23 protein-coding genes are annotated in these 22,370 nt (G+C 69.8%); 12 read left to right on the top strand and 11 right to left on the bottom strand.

Annotated features, from left to right (window positions below):
* Nucleotides 1–15: 15 nt before the first annotated feature.
* The 6 genes from ACWENQ_RS16165 to ACWENQ_RS16140 form a co-directional block, all read right to left on the bottom strand.
* The gene (locus tag ACWENQ_RS16165) at nt 16–882 is read right to left on the bottom strand and encodes a carbohydrate ABC transporter permease (RefSeq protein ID WP_449919116.1); all 867 of its coding nucleotides are present in this window, start codon (nt 880–882) and stop codon (nt 16–18) included.
* On the bottom strand, nt 879–1,823 hold the full coding sequence (locus ACWENQ_RS16160) for a carbohydrate ABC transporter permease (RefSeq protein WP_449919118.1): 945 nt from the start codon (nt 1,821–1,823) through the stop codon (nt 879–881). The genes ACWENQ_RS16165 and ACWENQ_RS16160 overlap by 4 nt, the downstream gene beginning before the upstream one ends.
* A gap of 4 nt (nt 1,824–1,827) precedes the next feature.
* Entirely contained in the window at nt 1,828–3,102 is a 1,275-nt protein-coding gene (locus ACWENQ_RS16155) for an ABC transporter substrate-binding protein (RefSeq protein ID WP_449919120.1), read from the bottom strand.
* Between the two features lie 13 nt (nt 3,103–3,115).
* Nucleotides 3,116–4,366, bottom strand: coding sequence for a Gfo/Idh/MocA family protein (locus tag ACWENQ_RS16150; RefSeq protein ID WP_452414784.1), 1,251 nt, complete (start codon nt 4,364–4,366; stop codon nt 3,116–3,118).
* Nucleotides 4,367–4,627: 261 nt separating this feature from the next.
* Complete coding sequence (locus ACWENQ_RS16145) at nt 4,628–6,391, bottom strand: glycoside hydrolase family 35 protein (RefSeq protein WP_452414782.1); 1,764 nt, start codon at nt 6,389–6,391, stop codon at nt 4,628–4,630.
* 137 nt (nt 6,392–6,528) lie between these two features.
* Nucleotides 6,529–7,638 (bottom strand): ROK family protein, encoded by a 1,110-nt coding sequence (locus ACWENQ_RS16140; RefSeq protein WP_452414781.1) that lies wholly within the window; start codon nt 7,636–7,638, stop codon nt 6,529–6,531.
* Nucleotides 7,639–8,118: 480 nt separating this feature from the next.
* Between ACWENQ_RS16140 and ACWENQ_RS16135 the strand changes: the two genes are divergently transcribed.
* From ACWENQ_RS16135 to ACWENQ_RS16115, 5 genes are all read left to right on the top strand, one after another.
* On the top strand, nt 8,119–8,553 hold the full coding sequence (locus ACWENQ_RS16135) for a CBS domain-containing protein (protein ID WP_354908285.1): 435 nt from the start codon (nt 8,119–8,121) through the stop codon (nt 8,551–8,553).
* A 158-nt stretch (nt 8,554–8,711) separates the two neighbouring features.
* The gene (locus ACWENQ_RS16130) at nt 8,712–9,245 is read left to right on the top strand and encodes a hypothetical protein (protein ID WP_449919129.1); all 534 of its coding nucleotides are present in this window, start codon (nt 8,712–8,714) and stop codon (nt 9,243–9,245) included.
* A 27-nt stretch (nt 9,246–9,272) separates the two neighbouring features.
* Entirely contained in the window at nt 9,273–10,289 is a 1,017-nt protein-coding gene (locus tag ACWENQ_RS16125) for a hypothetical protein (RefSeq protein WP_452414779.1), read from the top strand.
* A gap of 22 nt (nt 10,290–10,311) precedes the next feature.
* Entirely contained in the window at nt 10,312–11,646 is a 1,335-nt protein-coding gene (locus ACWENQ_RS16120) for a Dyp-type peroxidase (protein ID WP_452414777.1), read from the top strand.
* Between the two features lie 40 nt (nt 11,647–11,686).
* The gene (locus tag ACWENQ_RS16115) at nt 11,687–12,583 is read left to right on the top strand and encodes a bile acid:sodium symporter family protein (RefSeq protein WP_449919134.1); all 897 of its coding nucleotides are present in this window, start codon (nt 11,687–11,689) and stop codon (nt 12,581–12,583) included.
* Between the two features lie 58 nt (nt 12,584–12,641).
* Here the strand turns inward: ACWENQ_RS16115 and ACWENQ_RS16110 are convergent, their stop codons facing one another.
* Nucleotides 12,642–13,115 carry a MarR family winged helix-turn-helix transcriptional regulator gene (locus ACWENQ_RS16110; protein WP_452414776.1) on the bottom strand — a complete coding sequence of 158 codons (474 nt, stop codon included), beginning with the start codon at nt 13,113–13,115 and terminating at the stop codon, nt 12,642–12,644.
* Nucleotides 13,116–13,223: 108 nt separating this feature from the next.
* Between ACWENQ_RS16110 and ACWENQ_RS16105 the strand changes: the two genes are divergently transcribed.
* The 3 genes from ACWENQ_RS16105 to ACWENQ_RS16095 all read left to right on the top strand — a co-directional run bounded on the left by ACWENQ_RS16105 (nt 13,224) and on the right by ACWENQ_RS16095 (nt 15,073).
* Nucleotides 13,224–13,406 (top strand): hypothetical protein, encoded by a 183-nt coding sequence (locus ACWENQ_RS16105; RefSeq protein ID WP_354908293.1) that lies wholly within the window; start codon nt 13,224–13,226, stop codon nt 13,404–13,406.
* A gap of 180 nt (nt 13,407–13,586) precedes the next feature.
* Nucleotides 13,587–14,807, top strand: a complete 1,221-nt coding sequence (locus ACWENQ_RS16100; RefSeq protein ID WP_452414774.1) for an alpha/beta fold hydrolase — start codon at nt 13,587–13,589, stop codon at nt 14,805–14,807.
* A 131-nt stretch (nt 14,808–14,938) separates the two neighbouring features.
* Nucleotides 14,939–15,073: a hypothetical protein gene (locus ACWENQ_RS16095; protein ID WP_452414773.1), complete on the top strand. Its 135-nt coding sequence runs from the start codon at nt 14,939–14,941 to the stop codon at nt 15,071–15,073.
* On the opposite strand, the gene ACWENQ_RS16090 is transcribed toward ACWENQ_RS16095, so the two are convergent.
* Nucleotides 15,061–15,336, bottom strand: a complete 276-nt coding sequence (locus ACWENQ_RS16090) for a hypothetical protein (RefSeq protein WP_452414771.1) — start codon at nt 15,334–15,336, stop codon at nt 15,061–15,063. The genes ACWENQ_RS16095 and ACWENQ_RS16090 overlap by 13 nt on opposite strands.
* A gap of 29 nt (nt 15,337–15,365) precedes the next feature.
* Here ACWENQ_RS16090 and ACWENQ_RS16085 point away from each other — a divergent pair, with 29 nt between their 5' ends.
* Both ACWENQ_RS16085 and ACWENQ_RS16080 read left to right on the top strand, forming a co-directional pair.
* A complete protein-coding gene (locus ACWENQ_RS16085; RefSeq protein ID WP_452414769.1) occupies nt 15,366–15,728 on the top strand; it encodes a hypothetical protein in 363 nt (120 codons plus the stop codon).
* A gap of 88 nt (nt 15,729–15,816) precedes the next feature.
* Nucleotides 15,817–16,677, top strand: a complete 861-nt coding sequence (locus ACWENQ_RS16080) for a CPBP family intramembrane glutamic endopeptidase (RefSeq protein ID WP_354908296.1) — start codon at nt 15,817–15,819, stop codon at nt 16,675–16,677.
* A 108-nt stretch (nt 16,678–16,785) separates the two neighbouring features.
* Here the strand turns inward: ACWENQ_RS16080 and ACWENQ_RS16075 are convergent, their stop codons facing one another.
* Nucleotides 16,786–17,469, bottom strand: a complete 684-nt coding sequence (locus tag ACWENQ_RS16075) for a response regulator (RefSeq protein ID WP_452414767.1) — start codon at nt 17,467–17,469, stop codon at nt 16,786–16,788.
* Complete coding sequence (locus tag ACWENQ_RS16070; RefSeq protein WP_452414765.1) at nt 17,466–19,421, bottom strand: sensor histidine kinase; 1,956 nt, start codon at nt 19,419–19,421, stop codon at nt 17,466–17,468. Before ACWENQ_RS16070 ends, ACWENQ_RS16075 begins: the two co-directional genes overlap by 4 nt.
* 140 nt (nt 19,422–19,561) lie before the next feature.
* On the opposite strand from ACWENQ_RS16070, the gene ACWENQ_RS16065 reads away from it, so the two are divergent.
* Entirely contained in the window at nt 19,562–20,395 is an 834-nt protein-coding gene (locus ACWENQ_RS16065) for a CPBP family intramembrane glutamic endopeptidase (protein ID WP_452414763.1), read from the top strand.
* A gap of 490 nt (nt 20,396–20,885) precedes the next feature.
* Nucleotides 20,886–21,221, top strand: coding sequence for a hypothetical protein (locus ACWENQ_RS16060; RefSeq protein WP_449919147.1), 336 nt, complete (start codon nt 20,886–20,888; stop codon nt 21,219–21,221).
* Between the two features lie 449 nt (nt 21,222–21,670).
* Here ACWENQ_RS16060 and ACWENQ_RS16055 read toward each other — a convergent pair whose 3' ends face one another.
* A complete protein-coding gene (locus ACWENQ_RS16055) occupies nt 21,671–22,105 on the bottom strand; it encodes a CBS domain-containing protein (RefSeq protein WP_449919154.1) in 435 nt (144 codons plus the stop codon).
* Between the last annotated feature and the right edge of the window lie 265 nt (nt 22,106–22,370).

Raw genomic sequence — 22,370 nt, 5'->3', positions numbered from 1 at the left:
GTTCCTTTCGGGGGGTCATTTGCCGATTCCGGCTGTCATGCCGTCGACGATGCGGCGGCCCAGCCACAGGTAGAGCACGATCATGGGGTAGATCAGGATCACGATCCCGGCGAACAGGCCGCCCCAGTCGGAGCTGTACTGCATGGAGCTGTAGAGGTTGAGCAGCGCCGCGGGCAGCGTGCGCTCCTCGGGCAGCGGCGAGATCAGCAGCACGAGCAGGGTCTCGTTCCACAGGCCGATGATGTTCAGCACGAGCACGGTCATCACGCCGGGCCTGGCGACCGGCAGCACGATGCGGACGAAGGAGCGCAGCGGGCCCGCGCCGTCGATCTCGGCGGCCTCCTCGATCTCGTGCGGCAGCGAGCGCATGTACCCGGTCAGGACGAACACCGCGAACGGCAGCGAGAGCACCACCTGGAAGACCAGCAGCGTGATGCGGTTGTCCCACCAGCCGGTGACCCAGTCCTCCATGAAGGTGTAGAGCGACAGCTTGATCACCACGACGGGGATCACCAGGGTCTGCAGCGGGATGCTCAGGCCCATCGCGAAGTAGCCGGTCAGCGGGCCGGCCACGGGCCGGTTGGAGCGGGCGAGCACGTACGCCGCGGGCGCCGACAACGCCACGATGAGCAGCGAGCCGAGCAGGGTCAGGACCGTGCTGTTCAGCGCGGCGGCGGAGAACTCGGCCGCCTGCCAGGCGGAGGCGTAGTTGTCCCAGTGCGGGTCGGCGGGCAGCGAGAAGGGGTCGAGCCACACCTCGCCGGAGTCCTTGAGCGACTGCGCGCCCACCCAGACGACCAGCGCGAGGTTGACGGCCACCCATGCCCACAGGGCGATCGCGGTGGCCCGCGGCAGCAGGACGTCGCCGATCAGGCGTCTCATGACAGCTCCACTCGGTCGCGCCTGGTGATGCGCCGGGTCAGGGCGATGAGCACGACGGTGACGAGCAGCACCACGACGCCCATCGCGGCGGCGTTGCCGAGCTGGGGCACGCCGTTCCCGGCCACCAGGGAGTACTGCTGCACCGCCACCGTCCTGGCCTGCAGCGGCGGGCTCCCCGGCGTGCCGCCGGTGGTGAACGCGAGCACGATCTCGAAGATCTTCAGGCTGTTGACCACCCACAGCACGGCGGACACCGCGAAGACGTCCCAGGTCAGCGGCAGCGTGATGTGCCGGAACTGCTCCCACCTGGTGGCCCCGATGAGCTGGGCGTCCTCGTAGACGTGGGCCGGGATGGAGTCGGCCGCCGACATCATCAGCGCCACGTAGAAGCCGGTGCTCGACCAGACCAGGCCGCCGACGACGCAGCGGAAGACCAGGTCGGGCCCGAGCCAGGGCCGCGGGTCCAGACCGAGCCAGCCGAGCGCGGTGTTGACCACGCCGTCGGGGTTCAGCAGGAAGCCGACGGCGGCGCCCACCGCGATCATCGAGATGATCATGGGCAGGAACATCACGGACCGGATGAAGGCGCGGCCCCTGATGTGCCGCAGCACCACCATCGACAGGAACGTGAAGCCGAAGACCAGCCCGCCGCCGGCCAGCGCCAGCACGAACGTGTTGACGAACGACGTGCGGAACGCGTCGTCGCCCACCAGCGCCAGGTAGTTGTCCAGCCCGCGCCAGGTCATCTCCGAGCCCGGCCCCGCCCAGGCGTTGAGGCTGACCCAGAACCCGAACAGCGAGGGCGCGACGAACAGCGCGGTGTAGGCGATGAGGGCGGGGAGCAGGAAGGGCCAGAAGGCCCGTTCCCGCCCCGGACGCAGAGCCCTGGCCTTGACCGGCGGCGCCACGGGGGGCGCCTGGGTGAGGGTTCCCGCTCCCATCGGCTCAGTTCTTGTTCGCGAGGTAGTCGGCGGTCGTCTTCTTGCCCTCGGCGACGAACGCGGCGGGGTCGATCGCGCCGGAGATGAGCTTGTCGTGCAGCGGCAGGAACCGGTCGTTCCACCAGGTCTTGTCGGCGGCGGCGTCGTCGTAGGTGCGGTGCGTGGCCGCGGCGTCGGCGACCGCCTTCTGCACGGCCACCAGGTGCTCGGGCGCGGGCACGTCGGCCCGCGAGGGGATGTTCAGCGCGCTGGTGGAGATCTGCTCGACGTACTTCTTCTGCAGCGCGAAGGCCAGGAACTTCTTGGCGGTGGCCACGTTCGTGCCCTTGATGTTGACGCCCCAGCCGAGCGTGCCGACCTCGACGGAGTCCTTGCCGCCCACCGGGAGCTGGAAGGAGGCGATCTTGGCGCCCGCGGCCAGCTTGGGCTTGGTCTCGCCGGCCAGCCAGGTGCCGTTGAGGTTCAGGTCGTAGCGGCCCTGCGCCCAGGCGTCCTGGGCGGCGGGGAACTTGGTGGCCATGAAGTCCTTCTGGAAGTAGCCGCCCTTGGCGAGCTGGGCGACCTTCTCGGCCGCCGCGAGCACCTCGGGCTTGTCCCAGGCGGCGGCGTCGGTGGCCAGCGCCTTGAGGCTGCCGGCGCCGTTGGCCCGGACGAGGATGCTGTAGAACCAGTACACGTTGTAGAAGTTGATCGTGCCGTCCTGGCCGATCGGGGTGCGGCCGTCCTTCTTCGCCCGGTCGAGGTAGGCGATGAAGTCCTCCCAGCTCTGCGGCGGCGCGCCGGCCAGGTCGGAGTGCTTGGCGGCGTCGAACCAGACGGCGGTCGAGATCACCGTGTGCGGGACGAACGCCAGGCCCTTGTCGTTCGAGGAGGCCTGCCGCACCGACTCGGGCAGGACGTCCTGGACCGTCCTGCCCTCGCCCGGTACCTGAGCGGCCAGCACGTCGTCCAGAGGGGCGACCAGGTTCTGCGCGGCGTAGGTGGCCAGGTTGTCGGTGGAGGTGTCGAACAGGTCGGGGCCGCGGCCCGCGGCCATCTCGGTGGACAGGTTCTCGTTGCCCTTGCGGCCGACGAACTTCAGGTCGACCTTGGTGCCCGTCTGCTGGGCGAAGTCGTCGAAGATCGCCTTGATGATCTTGCCTTGTGGCTCGTCGGCGCCCCACAGGGAGCGGTAGGCCAGCGTCGCCTGGACGGTGCCCGGCTCGCTGTTCTTCTTGCCGCACGCGGCCAGGCCGAGGGCGAGGGCTCCGACGGTGAGGACGGCCGTCAACTTACGCATGATGGGGGGCCTTTCATGGGAGGGTGAGGGGGACGACGGTCCCGGCGTGCCTGGCGCGTTCGGCCGCCCAGACCACCCGGTGTGTCGCGAGGCTCTCCTGGCCGCTGGTCAGCACCAGCGAGGGGTCGCCGTGGGCGACCGCGGCGACGAACGCGTCGAGCAGCGCCCCGTCGCCGCCGCCGTGCCCGGTGGCGGCCGAGGCGTCCGCGTCGGCGCGGGTGTCGATCACCGACACCTTGTCGGTGAGGAAGTCGTGCAGCCGCAAGGTCACGCCGTCGCCCTCGATCGAGCCGTGGGTGCCGAAGACGCGCGTCTTGCGGTGCTCGAGGGCGGCGAAGGCGGTGACCGTGCAGGTGGCGGAGGTGCCGTCGGCGAACTCCATGGTCACGACCTGCGTGTCGACCACGTCGTTGTCGCTGGCGTAGACGCAGCGGCCGTAGGGCCCCTCGCGCAGCGCGGCCAGCACGCCGGCCTCGGTGTGGTCGTGCGTGACCGCCGACAGCGGCCAGAACTCCTTGAGCGGGTCGCCCAGGCAGCCGAGGTAGATGCGCTTGGCCGAGTAGGGGCAGGCGGACTCGATCGGGCAGTCGAGGCAGCGGTCGGCCGCGCCGGCGGGCCGCTGCTCGGCGCGGAAGTGCACCAGGTTGCCGAAGGAGGAGATCCGCTCGGGCAACGCGCCCTTCAGATGGATGATCCAGTCCAGGTCGTGGCACGCCTTGGCCAGCAGCATCGGGGCGGACTCCGCCTCGTTGCGCCAGTTGCCGCGCACGAAGGAGTGCGCCTGGTGCCACCAGCCGACCTGCTCCAGGTGCTGGATGTTCATCACCTGGCCGATGCGTCCCTTGTCGATGAGCGCCTTGAGCGTCCTGGTGTAGGGCGTGTAGCGCATGACGTGGCAGACGGCCAGCAGCACGCCGTTCCGCTGCGCGGCCTCGGCGATGGCGGCGGCGTCGGCCTCGGTGGGCGCCATCGGCTTCTCCAGCAGGATGTGGTAGCCGAGCTCGGCGGCCCGTACGGCGGGCTCGACGTGCATGCGGTCCTGGGTGGCCACGATGATCGCGTCGGCCAGCCGGTCGCGGGCCAGCAGGTCGCGCCAGTCCGCGAAGACGCTCCCGGCCGGGATGTCGTGCTCCTCCGCGAGGCTCTGCCGCCGGCGCGGGTCCGGTTCCGCCACCGCGACGACGCGGGCCCGGCCGCTCTCCAGGGCGTGGCGGGCGTAACCGAGCCCGCGCAGTCCCGCCCCGATGACGGCGAGTGTGACCATGAGTGTCCTCTCCGGCTTGGCCGACTTATTAATCGTTGCTTGTTTTATTAATCGCCGCCCGAGACTGTCAAGGGCGGGATCCGCGGGTGTCCGCGGCCGTGCCAAGGGTCGCCGAGGGCCCGGCGGGCGTGGGGCCCGCCGGGGTCGTCGCGCGGATGGGTCAGCGGGTCCTGATCTCGTTGACGGACAGGTTGCCCCAGGTGCGGTTGGCCGCCTTGACGACCAGGCGCAGCCGGGTGGTGGTGACGGCCGCGGGCAGGGTCACGGCTCTCCCAGGTCGGGGGCCGCGCGGATCTCGACCCGCGGCTGCGCGGGCGCCTCGTCGAGCTCCAGCACGACGAGGTCGTTGGCGCCCCGGCGCAGCAGCGGCCAGGGCAGGTAGAGGGTGACCTGCGGGCCGCGCGACCAGTAGCGGCCGAGGTTGAAGCCGTTGACCCAGACGTAGCCCTTGCCCCAGCCGGGCAGGGCGACGAAGCCGTCCCTGACCTCCTCCACGTGCAGGGTCGCGCGGTGGAACGACGGCCCGGCGGCGCTGGTCTCGCGCCCCCAGGGCAGGCCCTCGATCGAGTCGAGCGGGACGGGGTCGATCTCCCAGCCGAAGACGAACTGCCGCTCGTGCCGCACGCCGCCGGTGACGCCCTTGCTCTCGCCCTGGATCGGGCCGTAGTTGACGCGGCCCATCGCTTCGACGATCAGCGTCACCTCCACGCCGCGCTCCGGGGTGGCGAGGGGCAGCGAGGTGACGGCGTCGCGCTCCAGGGTCGCCCGGGGAACGCCGTCGATCAGCACGCAGGCCCGGTCGTGCAGCCCGGTGACCGTCAGCGGCAGCGGCTCCGGCCGGGGGCCGGGCACGTGGCCCCGGTAGACGGCCAGCCCGTATGCCTGGCCGAGCTCCTCGAACGTGCGGGGAACAGCGCTGCGCACCGTGCCCGTGGAGAGCTCGTCCAGGCAGTCCAGCAGGCTCAGGCGGGCCTCGCAGGCGATCTCCCGGGCGGGCAGCGTGGCGACCGGCTCGCGGGACGGCGCGGGCGGCAGCTCGGTGTGGCGGCCGAGGACCTCGCGGTAGGCCCAGAACTTGGCGGTCGGCTCGCCGTGCTCGGAGATCGGCGCGTCGTAGTCATAGGAGGTGACCGTCGGCTCGTACCGGCCGTCGGCCTGCTCGCCCCCCGCGTTCGCGCCGGCCATGAAGCCGAAGTTGGTGCCGCCGTGCGCCATGTAGAGGTTGACCGACGCGCCCCGGCTGAGCATCTCGTCGAGCAGCTTGGCGACCTCGTCCGGGTCGCGTACGTGGTGCTTCTCGCCCCAGTGGTCGAACCAGCCGTTCCAGAACTCCATGCAGAACTCGGGGTCGTCGCGGTTCCTGGCGAATTCGGCGAAGTGACCGGCCGGGTCGCCGCCGAAGTTGGCCGTCGCGTAGATCTCCGGCACGGTGCCGCCGGTGACCATGAGGTCCCAGCTCCCGTCGGAGGTGAACAGCGGCACGTCGATCCCCCTGCGGACCAGGCCCCCGGCCAGGTGGCGCAGGTAGACGTGGTCGTCGCCGTAGGATCCGTACTCGTTCTCGACCTGCACCATCAGGACGTTGCCGCCCCGGCTGACCTGCCGCGCGGCGATCCGCGGGATCAGCTCGTCGAACCAGCGGTCGACGGGCTCCAGCCAGCGGGGGTCATGGCAGCGCCGCCGGAACTCCAGCCAGGCCGGGATGCCGCCGTTCTCCCATTCCGCGCAGATGTAGGGGCCGGGGCGGACGATCGCGTACAGCCCGGCCTCCTCGGCGGCGGTGAGGAAGCCCTCCAGGTCGGCCAGGCCGGCGAAGGTGAACTCGCCCGGACGGGGCTCGTGCAGGTTCCACGGCACATACGTCTCGACCGTGTTCAGCCCCATCGCCCGCAGCTTGGCGAGACGGTCGGGCCACTGCTGGGGGAGCGTCCTGAAGTAGTGCATGGCGCCCGACAACACCTGGAACGGCTCACCGTCGAGGGTGAGGGCCTGGCGGGTGACCTGGAAGCGGCGGCTCATGGACATGGAAGCGCTCTTCTCCTGCGCGTCGAGCGCCTGCCCGACTTATTAACGAAGCAAGGCTAAATATGTGGCGGCAAGCGCCTTCCCGTCAAGAGTCCGCAGCGTGCCCGTCGCGCCGGCCGGTTCCTGCCGCCCCGCCGTCAGGAGGGCTGGGCCTCGGGCAGCGTGGCGTCCACGTCGTAGAGGCGGGCGTCCACGTGGTCGAGGGCGTGCCGTACCGCGCCGAGCACGACCGCCTGGTCTCCCAGGGTCGAGACGGCCAGCTCCGGCGGTTCCAGGCAGAGCGGGTCGAGATGGCGGCGCAACGGCTCCAGCAGGACGTCACCCGACCGGGAGACGCCGCCGCCGACCACGACCAGGTCGGGGTCCATCGTCAGCACCAGCGCGGCGATGCCCTCGGCCAGGTCATGGGCGTACTGCTCGACCGCCCAGCGCGCGGCGGGATCGCCCTGCCTGGCGGCCGCGAAGACCAGCCCGGCCACCTCCTCGGCGGCCGTTCCCGCCGGAAGGCCGGGGAACGCGGCCAGGTGTGAGGGGGCACGATGCCAGCCGATCAGCGGCAACGCGCCGATCTCGCCGGCCATGCCGCGTCCGCCTGCGTGCAGTTCGCCGCGGATCAGCAGACCGGCGCCGGTACGCACGCCCGACAGCACGAAGACCAGGTCCCGCGCGCCCGTCGCGACGCCCGTCCACCGCTCGGCCAGCGCCGCGAGGTTGCAGTCGTTCTCGACCAGGACCACGGGTCCGATGTCGTCACCCAGCTCGGCCACCAGGTCGACGCCCGTCCACTCGGGCAGGGCCACGGAGAGCTTGACCACGCCCTCCCGTGTCACCACGCCCGTGGTGCCGACGCAGGCGGCCATCAGGCGGCCGGCTTCGAGACCGGCGTCCCGCAACGCCCCGCGGGCGGCGCTCCTGATCCCGTCCAGCCTGTCCACCCGGCTCGCCTCCGACGTCAGCCGGGTGACGGACCGGCCCACGATGTGGCCTTCCAGGTCACACACGAGCGCGCGCACGGAGAAGGAGCCGACGTCCACGCCGAGCACGTACCCGGCCTCCGCGCGGAAGCGGAACAGCCTCCTGGGCCTGCCCATCTGACCGGTCTCCGGCGGCGACTCGGCCAGCCAGCCCGAGGCCAGCAGGTCCTCGGCCAGCCCCTCGACGGTGGGCCTGGACAGCCCGGCCCGCGAGGCCAGCTCGGTCAGGCCGATCGCGCCGTGCCCACGCAGCGCGCGCAGGGCAGTGACCATGTTGATCCGTCTCAGCCTGGAAGTGTCACTGCCGCGTACTCGCATGCCGCTCCCTCGATGAACAACGTCGCAGACAAATGAAAACAGCCATCATTAGTAGCCGCAAGTCGAGGGACGCGCGGGACGGCGGGCGCGAGCGCAGGCCCGGAATACGGCCACAGGAGGCTGCGCCGACGACGAATCCGGGAGTGGGGGAGGGGTAGGGGGCTGGGCGAGAGCCCGCGCGCCGCCGGCTCCACCTCGACCAAGGACACCTCCTCCAGCCGGCGCTCCGGCTCCGGCGCGGGCGGTCGCACGAAGGATCAGTTGTACGCCGAGGCCAAGCGCCGCAACATCAGAGGCCGGTCGAGCATGTCCAAGACGGAACTGGAGAAGGCGTTGAGCTGAACGTTCGCACCGCCGATCTCTGGAACGCGCGGATGACCGCTGATGAATGGGGTAGGCGGCACGGAAGGAAGGACACACCTGAGGAGGGCCCGGATGACGACGGCACGGGAAATCATGCATGTGGGTGCCGAGTGCATCGGCGAAAACGAGACCCTCATCGATGCCGCACGCAAGATGCGTGACCTCGGTGTGGGAGCGTTGCCGATCTGCGGCACCGACAACAAGCTGCACGGCATCATCACCGACCGCGACATAGTGATCAAGTGCCTGGCCGAGGGCAAGGATCCGCAGGAGTGCCGCGCCGCGGAGCTCGCCCAGGGCAAGCCCGTCTACGTCGAGGCGACCGCCGACGTCGATGATGTGCTCCGGCAGATGATGCAGCACAAGGTCAAGCGACTGCCGGTGATCGACGATCGGCGGCTCGTCGGGATGATCAGCGAGTCGGACCTCGCCCAGAACCTGCCCGAGGACAAGCTCGGGGAGTTCATCGAGACCATCAAGTCCGGTGCGGCCGACCGCGCCGGCTGAACGACGAAACTCACGGCCGGCCGTGTCCACTCCGTTGGACGCGGCCGGCCCCTGGGCGTGCACGCGCCTGCCGTACAGCGCCGCATTATGGGATAATGGCCGCAGTCAGGTCGCTCCACCGTTTCCCCCTTGGTGTACAACGATGGAGAGGGACGGGTATGGAGATCAGGCCGCAGGCGGTCGTCATCCCGAAAGAGACCGACCACCTGGAGCAGGGGAAGTACGGTCCCGTCTACCCGCGGACCCCTGCGTGCTACGGGTTCACCATCATCGCGGACGTCAAGCCCGGCCGAGCTGAGGTCATCCGAGGCTACGGACACACGCTCGCCAAGGCGCTGGAGGACGACCCGGACCTGCTCGCCCCTCTGAAGCTGCACTACCTGCGCTGGGTGCTCTTCGACGACGACACCCGCTTCATGTACCAGGGAATCTTCGACACCGATTTCGACAAGTACACCGAAGACGCCATCGCACTGTTCGCCCGATCAGGGGTGAACACGGTTTTCGAGAACCTCGAGGGCTTCCCCGAGGACTGGAAGACCAACCCGGAGGCGTTCATCAGATTCGTTCGCGAGCACCACTGCCCGAGCTTCATCGAGTACGGCGAGTACCCGTACGTCACCGCCGACGAGATCAAGAAGGCTCTGCTGGTCAAGAGCGCCCTGTCGGAGATGCTCGACCAGATGCAGTGATGCCCGCCGGCGCCATGCGGAGACGAGATGAGCGAGTTGAGAACGGCGCGCACCTACAACCAGAACCACGTGCCGCGCCAGTACACTCCCGGCCGGCGGCGGTTGACCATCTACGTCGCATGGAGCTATCCAGCCGAGGCCGGCAGGAACACCGCCGAACTGGACAACCGGTTCTCCACGATGACCGAAGTGCGGCGCGTGACGTGGCCTGCCTACGAGGACCCGAAATGGTCGGATCCGCTGCGGTTCCAGCAAGGCATCGCGGGCGGGCTGGAGCTGTTCTTCTGGGGATGGCTGCCCTTCCAGCAGTTCGTCGAGGAGACCAGCGGGCACGTCGTACCCGTGTACCAGCGCGTCGACCAGGCCGGATTCCACACTCCACTGGACGAGCGGGTCCTTGCGGACACCGACACCCTGTTCGTGTGGGGACTGGACCACATGATCACCGGCCAGGACGCCACACCCGCGGAGATCGAGGCGGTGCGCGACTTCCTCTCCCGCGAGGGAACCTGCCTGGCACTGGGACCGCATCACGACGTCGGCGCGTCGAACGACATGGTGGTGCGCGACATGGAATACCACCACCACGGCGACGCGCTGGTGCCCCGCCAGCAACGCTTCGGCAGGTACACCCGATCGCTGATGGCAGGGCTGGGGATACCCGTCGAGAACCGGTACGGGCTCCGTCCCGCGGTGACGGACGGGAACAGGAGCGCCCCGCTGTCCATCGTCAGGGACCTGGACACCAAGGGCTGGCTGGAAGGGGTGTCCAGCTTCAACTTCCACAAGCACCTGCCTCATTACGCCGTGACCACCGACGACCCGAGCGCCATCCACGTGCTGGGCAGGCAGCCGATCGACATGTCCAGGCCCCACCCGTTCACCGAGGCCGGGAACACCGAGTTCAACATGTTCCTGTGGATGCCACCCGGCGGTGACCGCGCCGGTGACGTGATCTTCGCCGACACCACGATCTTCAGCTCGCTGTTCGGCGTCGACGAGAGCCTGCGCGCCTTCTGGAACAACATCGTCTCGGCGAAGTAGCGCTACGAGGAGGCGGGTTCCGGTGAGCGAGGACACCCAGGTCAAGCTCGAGCTCGACGACATCCAGCGCGGGGTCCTCAGCCCCCGGCCGACGCCGTACGCGGCGACCTACATCCTGTTCCGCATCGACGACCGCGACCATGGGCGGGAGCTGATGCGGCGCGTGAGCGCCGTGGTGACCTCGGCCGCCGACACGGTCAGCCCGTTGGGCGAGACCTGGGTCAGCGTCGCGCTCACCTACCACGGTCTCAAAGCGCTCGGTGTCCCTCAGAAGTGGCTGGACACCTTCGCCTGGGAGTTCCGGCAGGGGATGGCCGCACGGGCCACCGTGCTGGGCGACGTCGGCGAGAGCAGCCCCGACAACTGGGAGTCGCCGCTCGGCACACCCGACGTCCACGTGGTGCTGGTGGCGCTCGCGCCCGACAGCGCACGGCTGGAGGCCGCCATCGACCGTGCTCGCCCGGCCTACGAGGCCCTGCCCGGAGTGACGGCGATCTGGCGGCAGAACTGCCACGCGCTGCCCACCGAGACCGAACCTTTCGGCTACCGCGACGGCATCAGCCATCCCGCCGTCGAGGGCAGCGGCATCGCCGGCTCGAACCCGTTGGAAGCGCCGCTCAAGGCGGGGGAGTTCGTGCTCGGCTATCGCGACGAGCTCGGCGGCATCCAGACCCCGCAACCCGATGTCCTCGGACGCAACGGCACCTACGTGGTCTTCCGCAAGCTCCACCAGCGCGTGGCCCTGTTCCGGCGATACCTGAAGGACAACGCCACCGGGCCTGAAGACGAGGAACTGCTGGCCGCGAAGCTCATGGGACGCTGGCGCAGCGGCGCTCCGCTGGCGCTCAGCCCGCGACACGACGACCCCGGCCTCGGCGCCGACCGGACGCGCAACAACATCTTCCTGTTCGAGCAGGACGATCCGGCAGGTTTCACCACTCCCGGCGGCTGCCACATCCGCCGGGGCAATCCTCGTGACGCGAGGGTGGCCGGGGTGCCGAGGCTGCATCGCATGATCAGGCGCGGCACCGCGTACGGGCCGCCGCTGCCCGAGGGCGTCCTGGAGGACGACGGGGCCGACCGCGGGCTGATGTTCGCCTTCGTCGGAGCGCATCTCGGGCGGCAGTTCGAGTTCGTCCAGTCCGAATGGATGAACGACGGCGTCTTCTTCGGCGCGGGTGACGCGAAGGACCCTGTCATCGGCTCCACCGACGGCTCCGGCGACTTCACCATTCCCCGGCGTCCCGTACGGCGGCGGCTGCTCTCCACACCGCGGTTCGTGGTCACGCGAGGCGGCGAATACTGCTTCATGCCAGGGCTGACCGCACTGCGCTGGCTCGGCGACCTCACGGACTGAGCATGGTGACGCCGTTCTGGCCCGACGACCGGGGATCCATATGGACACGCTGCAGCTGCTGTTCAACGCCGTCACCGTCGTCTTCATCGCGGCCACCATGTTCGCCGCCGGTCTCGGAGCGACACTGTCGGCCCTGCGCGCCGTGTTCGCGAATGTCCTGCTGCTGGTGCTGGTCCTCCTGGCCAACCTGGTCGCCGTCCCGCTCCTCGGCTGGGGCCTCGCCGCCCTGTTCGGCCTGCCCACGGCGGCGTACATCGCGCTGCTCCTGATCGCGTCCTCACCGGGTGGGCCGCTCGGCGCGAAACTCGGCATGGTGCAGAAGGGCGACGTGGTCGCAGGTGCGGCGATGCAGGTCCTGCTGGCCGCCGTCGGCAGCATCACCTTCGGTCCCACGGCGAACGTGATGCTCAAGGCGGCCGGCGTGGGCGGTGGAGTCGCACTGGACGTCCCGGCACTGATGCTGACCGTGGCGGTCCTCCAGCTCGTGCCGTTCGCCGTCGGGTTGACGGTGCGCCACTACGCGTCGCCCACAGCCCTGTCATGGCATCCCGTGGCGGTCGGAGCGTCGAACGTGACCTTCCTCGTCGTGCTGGCCGGCATGCTCCTGGGCAACTGGCGGGACGTCGTCGCGCTGATCGGCTCACTCAGCCCGCTCGCGGGCTTCGTCTTCTCCGCCATCGCCTTCGGCCTCGGCACGGCCATGGCCACCGGGCCGCGGGCACTCCGTACCACCATGGGGGGAGTCACCGCGGTGCGCAACGTGGGACCGGCGCTCGCCGCGGTCGGCCTCGCCTTCGGCGACGAACCGGCCGTCCTTGGAGCGCTCGCGGCCGTCCTGCTGAGCGGCCTGGCCGCCGCCATTCCCATCGCCGCGGTGCTGAGCCGTCGCCGGAGCGGCACCACCGCGGATCACCCGGCTCGACGTCCGCCGGCGTGACCGGTGTCCTCAGGGAGTATGGGCGTGTCGCTCGACCTGGACGAATGACGTGGAACGGTCAGGAATCGTGCGGCTTGGGCTCGTCGGCGCCGCGTGCTGCCGCGATCACTCGCATCAACGACTGGTGCAGGTGCTGCAACTCTTCGATGTCCATGCCGAGACGTGCCACGATGGCGGGTGGGATCTTCTCCGCTTCGGCTCGTAGCTCCTTACCGGCTGGAGTCAGGGTCAGCGCCAGGGCACGCTCATCCTTGCTGTTGCGCTCGCGATGGATGTAGCCGAGGGCCTGAAGCCGCTTGAGCAGCGGAGACAAGGTGCCCGGATCGAGCTGAAGCAGCTCTCCCAGCTCCTTGACCGACAGAGGCTCGTACTGCCAGAGCGCGAGCATGGCCAGGTACTGCGGATGAGTCAGACCCAGCGGCTGCAGCAGTGGCCGATACAGCCCGATGACGCTGCGCGAGGCGATGCTCAAGGCGAAGCACACCTGCCGATCCAGCGCCAGCAGGTCTGTTACGCCTGTCACAGGCTCCATATGAGGTTTCCTCCTCCATTCCCTGGTAGGTTACTTTGTGTACAAACTAATAGCCCACCAATAACCTGCACGCAAACCTATCGGTCGGCTGACCCCTGGAGGACACCCGTGTTTTACCGCAAGCCTTTGGAGGAGCGCATCGCTGAGCGGCAGGCCAAGCTGCCTCCCCTGAAGGAGGGTAAGCACTTCGAGCACGGCCCGGCCAAGTTCGTGTTCATCTTCCTGATCACCTTCGTGGTGATCATCCACTTCGTGGGGCTCGCCGTCGTCATGCACTTCTACCCATCATGATGCCGCGGCCGAGCCGCTTGTCCTCGTGCACCACCAGGGCGCCCGCGACACGCACCCGGTTCGCCACGTTTCCAGGACGAAAGTAGTGGGTCCGCAGGAGGAGCATCCGCCCGGAATCCGGGGCGAGGGCCGGGGTCGCTCCCGATGCCGCACACACCTCACAAGAGGATCTTTGGCGGCATGCTCACCTTTGTTCGCCGCACGGCGGGCCTGCTGGCCGGCCTGATCGCCGCCCTCCTGGCCGTGGCCGCCGCCGCGTTCTCCTTTCTCGCGCTCGCCTCCGTCACCGCCGTCATCCCCATGCTGTGCGCGGCGGCAGTCCTGGTCTGCCTGCTGGTCGCCTTTCTGCTGGGCCGGCCGTCGATGCGACTGCTGACGCGCTCGGCCGGGCGCGCCGCCGTCTGGTTCGCGGTCACGGTCACCGCACTGGCCGCGGTGAGCGCCTGGCTGCTCGTCTTCCGGCCGTTACCGACGCCGCTCGCCCCGGCCGCTCCCGCGTACGTCAGGTACTGGGAGCTGCCCACCGGCTCCCGCATCGCCTACACGCACCGGAAGGGCGGCGCCGAGCCGTACCCCGTGATCTTCCTGCACGGCGGACCGGGCACCGCGGGCGAGGGCCTGCCGGAAGGGGCGGAGGAACTGGCCGCGGACGGCTTCGACGTCTACGCCTACGACCAGGTCGGCGCGGGCCGCTCCAGCCGCCTCGCCGACGTCACCGGCTACACCGTCGCCCGCCAGGTGGCCGATCTCGAGGCGATCAGGCAGGTCATCGGCGCGCCCAAGATGATCCTCGTCGGCAGGTCGTGGGGGGCCACGCTGACCGCCCAGTATCTGGCCGCCCACCCGGGCCGGGTGGCCAAGGCGGTCTTCGTCTCCCCCGGCGCGCTCTGGGCACCCGGCGCCGGCGACATCGGCGAGCCGTGGAACCGCCTCACACCCGACCAGGCCCGCCGCCGCGACGACCTCCTCGGGAGCCCGCGCATGATCGCTCTGTCCCTCCTGCTGGAGAACGGCCCGGCCGCCGCGCACGCTCTCGTCCCCGACCGCGAGGCCGACTGGCGGATGCGCGAACTGCTGCTCATCGGCAAGGACGCCACCACCTGCCCGGACGGCCCGCCCGCCCCGACGCACGGCAACCGCCCCGGCTTCTACGCCAACCAGTTCACCGTCGCCGACGCCATGCGCGTCCCCGACCCCCGCCCCCGACTGCGCCGGCTCCACGTACCCGCGCTCATCATGCGCGGCACCTGCGACTACATCAAACCCCACGTCGCCGCCGAGTACCGCGACACGATCCCCGGCGCCCGCCTCGCCGAGGTCGCGAACGCCGGCCACGGGATCGCCCACGAGCAAACCGCAACCTACCTTCGCCTCCTGCGCGGCTTCCTCCGCGAGCACTGACATGGTCAGGCGCGGCCGTCCCCGAGGAGGTCTCCGTCCGCGCACCGACGGCAGCGGCCGATGTGACGGCCCGGGCGCGGGCCTGCCCTTCCGGGCTGACTCCACGGTCGTGGTCGAGGAGCTGGCCAGCCGTGGTTACCGAGCGCGGCCTGGCCGTGCAGCGTGCCTATCCCGCCGCCTTCTTCGACCGGCACCTGCGTGGGCTGGACGGCCGCCTGCTGCACGGGCCCGCGCCGCGCTTCCCCGAGGTGACCTACGTGCCCTGATCCTTCGTGAACAGGTCGGCACCTGCAAGAAGGCCGCCGCCCGTCACGACGCACGTCGGCCACCGACTCCACGCGGGACCCTCGTCCGCGAAGGCCCGCTGCGCTCCCGTGCCCACGCCCCGCTGGCACGCCCCGGCGGGCGATGGTGACCGGCTCCCGGCGAACATGATGGCGATGGTCAGGCCGCCGCCGGGGGTGGGGTGGGCGTCCAGGGCGGCGTGGTGGGCGCGGATGATGATCTTGTCCGGCTTGGCGGTGGACACCTCATGCTGAGCAGGCGCAGCATGAGGGTGTGGACGAGGTCGAGCGCGACCGGATCCTCACCGAGATCGCCTACGACACCGCCGGGCTGCTGGCGACCATGCGCCGCGAGCGTGAGCGACGCGTGCAGGCCGGCGAGGATGTCGTGTGGCTGGATCTGGCGCTCAAGGAGCTGGAGTCGTTGGCCGCGGGAACGGCCGATCTGGTGACCTTCCGGGCGATCCGTTCGTTCGTCGACCGCCACGGCGCCGGGCCGTACCCGGTGGAGGAACTGGCGGCCATCGCGGGCGTGGACGTGGAAGACGTTCGGCGGGTCCTGGCGCGGATGGACGTCGAAGGGCTTGCCACCCCGGCGGACCGGCCTCCGCCGGACGCGCCGCCGGCTGATCGCTGACCTGTAGCCGGTTCCGGGACCGCACAGGGACTCGGAGGGGACCGTGCTCTCAGGCGGGTGGGACCGCCCGGCAGGTGGACTGTCGGCCATGAACACGACCACCCGAACCGGCCTCCGGCCGATCCTGCTCTTCGGGATCACGCTGACGGCCATCGACCTGCCTCTCGTCGCTTTCGCCGTGTCCCAGGGGCTCGACATCAACCAGGTCGGCCAGGCGCCGATCGCGGCCCAGATCGCCATCTACGGGCAGGCGTTCATGCCGGCCCTGGCGGCGTTGGTGGCCTCAGCGCTCAGCGGAGGCGTGCGCACCCTCGACTGGGGCTTCCGCCGCGTCTCCTGGAGCGTGCTTCTCCTGGCGTGGGCGATACCCGTGGCGGGGGTCCTCTTCTCGTACGGCGCGAGCTGGCTGACTGGAGCCGCCCGCTTCGACCCCGCCAACCTGACCGAGGCGACCGGACTTCCGCCGGCGGCGGGCGTGCTGCTCGGGCTGCTCCCCGGGGTCGTGCCGTTCATGGTGCTGGCGCTCGGTGAGCAGATCGGCTGGAGCAGCCTGCTGACGGTTCGCCTCGCCACTACCAGGAGCCGCGATCTCACGGCCGTCATCGTCGGCATCGCCTGGTCGCTGTTCCACTTCCCCCTGATGCTCTTCGTTCCGGGAGCCGTCCCGGACGGAGTACCGACGCCCTTCGCCCTTGCCGTGTTCACGGCGTCGACGATCGCACTCGCGTTCCCCATGGTGTGGTGGCGGCTGCGGACCCGCAGTATCTGGCCCTTGCTGGTCTTCCACTCCTCGCTCAACGCCGCCACGTACTTCGTCGCCCAGGCGATGACCGCCTCGCAAGGCGCGTCTCCGTGGCTGGTCGGCGAGTCGGGCGTGCTGACCGTCGGCGGACTGGTGATCACCGTGGCCGCGACCAGCCGCCTGTGGCGGAAGACCGAGGAGAGCTGATACGGCCGCGCGACGGGCGGCTGTCCACCCGGCCGTGGTCGCGCATGGCGTCCTACTCACCCAGCGGGCGCGACGGGCGACGGTTACTCGCGTAGGCCGGCGCGACGGTCACTCGCCCAGTCCGGCGCGACGGGCGCGAACCACCGCCTGCGCGCGGTCGGCCACCTGCAGCTTCGCGAAAACGGAGGTGAGGTGGTTCTTGACGGTCTTCTGGCTGAGGAAGAGCTGCCGGGCGATCTCGGCGTTGGTCTTCCCCGAGGCGAGCAGGTCGAGGATCTCCCGCTCCCTGTGGGTCAGCTCCGGGAAGGGACCGCTCTCCGGGCCCGTGGTGAGGAACCGCCGGATACGACGGGCCACCGCAGGGCCGTACACGGCCTCTCCTCTGGCGACGGCCCGGACGGCGGCGATGAAGTCGTGCCCGTCCGTGCCCTTGAGGACGTAACCACGGGCTCCGGCGCGCAACGCGGCGAAGACCGACGCGTCGTCCTCGCTCATCGTCAACACGAGCACGCCAAGATCGGGCCGCTGGTCGATCAGCCGCCGGGTCGCCTCGATCCCGGTGACCCCCGGCATCACCAGGTCCATGACGACGACGTCCGGGCTCAGTGACAGGGCGAGCGTGATCGCCTCCTCACCGTCCCCGGCCTCGCCCACCACCTCGGCACCGCCGACCTGCTCCAGCAGCGCCCTCAGGCCGTGCCGGAACAGCGGGTGGTCGTCCACGAGCAGCACGCGGATCGGTTCACCGGCCGGCGCGGAGCTCGCAGGTTCACCGGTGGGCATGGAGCTCATAGGGGAAGCACCGCCTCTACGATCGTGCCCTTTCCCGGGCTGGACGTCCTTCGCAACAGGCCACCGAGCTCGGCGGCACGCTCCCGTATACTGCCCGATCCCACTCCCTCGACGACCGGAGCGGGCAGGCCGCGGCCGTCGTCGCGGATCTCGAGGAACAGCCGCCCAGGTTCGGCCCGCACCATGATCTCCACGTTCGACGCGTCCGCGTGCCGTAGCGCGTTGGCCAGCGCCTCCTGGCTGATCCGGTACGCGGCCGCCTCCACCGCCGCAGGGAGGACCGGGAGCGGCATCGGAAGCCTGACCGCGACCGCCGGAGCGCCGTCGAGGTCCGGTGCCATGTCGAGCACGAGATCCTCCAACGCGCCGCCAAGGCCGAGTTCGTCCAGCGCAGGGGGCCGCAGATCGTCCACGATCCGGCGGATGTCGACGACGAGGTCGTGGGTGAGCTGCCGTACCTCCCCCAGCTGCTCATGCAGGTCAGGGGGCGCGGTGAACCGGATCAGATCCAGCCGCACGCAGATGGCGGCCAGGCCGGGACCGAGGCCGTCGTGCAGGTCGCGGCGCAGACGGCGGCGTTCCTCCTCACGCGCGATGACCAGGTGCTCGCGCGAGGACTGCACCTCCCCGGCCAGGCGTACCGCGGCGAGGGCCACCGCCAGGTGCGGGGCGAGATCGTCGAGAACGGCCAGGTCGAGCCTGGACAGGGCCTCACCGGGCGAGCGCGGGGCAGCTCGCAGCTCCCCTTCCCGGTGACCGCCGCTCAGCAGCGGCAGCCGTACCCCGTGTTCCGGGACGCCCCCGACGACGGAGACGGGCGTGCCGTCGGCGGCGAGCACGGCGACCGAAGGAAGCCGGAGCGTGTGCGCCACGGTCTCCGCGGCGCCGTCGAGCAGCCGTGTCGGATCGGCCGACACCTCCAGCCGCTGGCCGAGACGGGACAGCGCCGCCGCGGGCTCGCCACGACTGCCGAAGAGCAGGCGGGCCACGGCCCGCTGCACCGCGTCGCGGACCGGGGCGAACGCCACCGCCACCACCGCCGTGCCCAGCAGCGGTTCCAGCACTCCCGCGTCCCGCCGCAGCAACGTGTCGAACGTGGTGACCGTCGCCAGGTAGGCGCCGAGCAGCAGGCACGTGACCGCGACGTAGACGACGGTACGGCGGATCAGCACCTCGATGTCGAAGAGCCGATAGCGGAAGATCGCGACCGCTGTGGCGGCGGGGAGCAGCGGCAGGGTCAGAACGTGAAGCCACGCCCCGAGCAGCGGCAGGCCGTCCGGAGGCACCGTGTCGACGATCACGGCGACGGCGACGGCGACGGCCGCGGCGAGTACGGGGAGGAGCTGGCGCCGGTCATCGGCGGAGCGGACCCGGATGGCCAGCGCGACCACGCCGGCAACGGACATCGCGATGATCACGGCTTCGAAGAAGGCCGCGGCGACGTCCGTCGGCACGAAACCGAACGGGTTGGGCTCCTCGCTGCCCCAGACCCAGATCCGGTCCCTGAACATCAGCATGACCTGGAGCACGGCGATCGCCAGGACCAGCGCGCCGATCGGCCACCGCCACCGCGGGGACGGCGGCCGGCCATCGGGCAGCAAGGTCGGCACCAGGAAGAGCGGTCCGAAACCGGTGAAGAACACCCAGTTCATCACCCAGGCCGCGAAGCCGGTCGCGGGCCACCCGTGCGCCTCGCCGTACACGGCGTAGCCGCCCGCCAGCGCCTGCATGGCCAGCCCCGCACCGCTGAGGCAGAACAGCCAACCGAGCGGGTTGCGCGGTCTGCGCGTGACGATCAGCACCCCGACGAGGGGGAAGGTCAGGCCGACCACGGCGTCGAGCACCAGGTATGTGACATCCGGGGCGGGAACCGCGGTGGTCAGGACAGCGCCGGCGAGGATGGCCGCCGACGAAGCGACCGGAATCAGCCACGGCCACCGATGAATACGCATTCCCACATGGTCAAATATCCCGCACCATCCGGACAACGAATGCGGGACCATGACAGGACCACAGGTCTGGGAGATCGGGACCGCCGGGCGGATGTACTGCCGCCGTGCGTACAACGACATCCTCCCCATCAGAACGCGCTGTGATACGGCGGCAGCTCACGGTCTTCGCGCTCGTGCTGCCCGCGCTCGTGCTTCCCTCATTGGCCTTCGCCGTGTCCCAAGGACTCGACCTGAACCGGCTCGGCCAGGCGCCGATCGCCGCGCGGATCGCGGTCTTCAGCGGCGGGTTCATGCCGGGCATCGCCGGGCTCGTGGCCTGGCTGGCGGGCGGGCACGGCCTGCGCGGCTTCGACTGGGGCTTGCGCCGGGCACCCTGGAGGACGATCGGCCTGGCCTGGGCGATACCCGTGCTGGGTGTCGGGCTGGGGTACGGCGTGGCATGGCTGACCGGCGCCGCGCGCTTCGACCCAGGCAACCTGGCCGAGACCGTCGGGCTTCACCCAGCCCTGGGCGTTCTGCTCGGGCTGGTTCCCGGCGTCGTGCCGTACATGCTGTTGTCCTTCGGTGAACAGGTCGGCTGGAGTTGCCTGCTGGCCGTCCGGCTGTCGGCGACCAGGAGCATCGACGCCACGGCCCTCATCGTCGGTCTGGCCTGGGGGGTGTCCCACTTCCCTCTGATGCTCTTCGTGCCGGGCGGGATCGAGAAGGGCGTCTCCACGCCGTACGCGCTGCTGTGGTTCATGGTGGAGGCAGTGGCTCTCGCCTATCCGCTGGTGTGGCTGCGGCTGCGCACCGGGAGCATCTGGCCGGTCCTGGTCCTGCACGCCACCCTCAACGCATCGATCTACTTCGTCGCCGGAGCCATGACCGCCGCCACGGAGCACTCCGGCTGGTTCATCGGGGAGGGCGGCGCGCTCACGTCGGGCTTCACGGCGCTGGTCGTGCTCGCCACCTGGCACCTGTGGAGGAGATAGCGGTTCCTCGATGTGGAGAGCGGGGCGATTCAGCCGCTGGTGCCAGATCGGCTTTCGTCCCGTGTGCCGCCCTACAAAACGACAAAACTCAAGCCATGTTTTGACTGTCCCCGGCGGCTCTGCTGTCCCCCTGAAGCCTGGCGCAAACAGGCAGGTCCCTTCGTGTTCAGTTAAGATCTCGGAAATCTGCGGGCAACAGGAAAAACCGTGCTCAGATTGAGGTCAAGTGCCTGGACACGCAGAAAAGCCGAATCCCATGCTGGAGGTAGTGCGTCGCCCCAGCCGGCATGCGATGTCGGAAAACATCGCCAATGGGCGGCGACGAAAATCAGGGGCCACAGCCAGATGTCCTCCGCTGAGAGGCTAAGGAAGCAGAAATTCCCAAGGAAGGTTCGCCTTCACGAGGATCGGCTCTCCCGAGCCATCCCAGCGCCATTTCCCCGGATGAAGTCGCGGTCTTCGAGATGGCTTCATCAGGAAGGAGACGAAGATGCGCGGAAAATGTCTGCTCATCGCCAGTCCGCTGATCCCCGCCCTCGTGTTCGGGACGGTCGCTGTCTCGCAAGCCTCGGTCGTTCCGACGTCCGTGAGCGCCGGCGACAGTCACATCACGGCGACCTTGAAGGTCGCGCCGCCCACGTGCACCCGCAACTTCAACGGCGAGCTCAGGACGTTGTGCTCGCGCGGCTTCAACGAGGGATACACCGAAGGGCAAGCCTCATGCAAGGGCCAACAGCCCCGACAGGGGCTCGCCCCTGAGCTGCAAGACGCGGCATACGATCACGGCTACAACGCCGGGTTCAAGCTGGGCAAGGCTTCGTGTTAGCCACTTCCCATCGCAGCCGTACAGGGGTTCGTGATCCCGTAAGGGTTCCCGAGCCAGAACCGGGCGGACCTGTCCGAACGTCGGGCAGGCCCGCCTCGGTCAGGGCAAGAAACCGCGCATCGTCTCCCACACCGTGCGCTGGGCGGGTCGATAACCGCGAGAAGTCGTCCACCTTCAAGACCAAGGGCCTGGCCGAGAGCTTCCGGTCCGGGCTTCGTCAGGCCGCGCGCAACGGTGAAGCCTTCGAGCTGGAGTGCGGTCTGCCGGCCTCCACGCACGGCCGACCCGCCGGTGCGCACCACGCATCCATGACCCTGGGGTGGCCGAGCCGGATGGTCAACGCGGGTGAACCACCAGGTCAGCTCTATGCGGTGGGTTTTGACGCGGTACACGGCCGCTCGCCCGAGCGGCCTGATCACTCAAGCCGGTGAACGTTCGTGGTAACCGCGCTAGCCTTCCTGGAAGTGCCCGGGCGTGCTGATCTGCCTGGCCAGCGGCCGGAGCAGGTCGGCTGTGAGCTGGTTGACCCGCAGCAGCAGGTCGTCCACGCTCAGGAGTCCGATCACCGTGCCTGCCTCCACCACGGGCAGCCGGCGGAACGCGCTCCGTCGGAACATCTCGACCGCCACGTCCAGGTCGTCGTCAGGTCGCACGGTGGCCGGATCCCTGGTCATGACCTCCCGCACCTGCGCCTGGCCGTCCCCTCCCTGCCCGAGCACCCGCAGCACCAGGTCGCGGTCGGTCACGATGCCGATGACCTCCTGTCCGTCGCTGACGACGACGCTGCCGACTCCGGAATGGTCCATCTGCCGGGCGACATCACACACCGCCGTGTACGGCGGCACCACGACCACCGGCGTGGACATCACGTTCTTGATCTTCATGTCCTCCCCCTAGCCGGACCATCGCCAGGGCGGTGAGCGTCGCCCAGGTGACGCCCATGGCGGCCCCACCGAGCACACCCAGGAAGCCGCGGCCTCCAGCACGACCCGTCGAGACGCAGATCGGGCAGCGGCCTGGACAGCGCCAACCCTCCTCGCCCCGGGTGCACACTCCCCGCCTCTCCACAGTGACGGTCAGCGGGGACCGTTCGAAGAGCAATTGGTCCCTCACATCCGAGTCGTTCGGCCCACGTCCTGGTGCCGCGGA

The sequence above is a fragment of the Nonomuraea sp. NPDC004354 genome (assembly GCF_053602555.1).
Note: the sequence above shows the minus strand (reverse complement) of the source record. Positions and strands in the feature narration are given on the sequence as shown.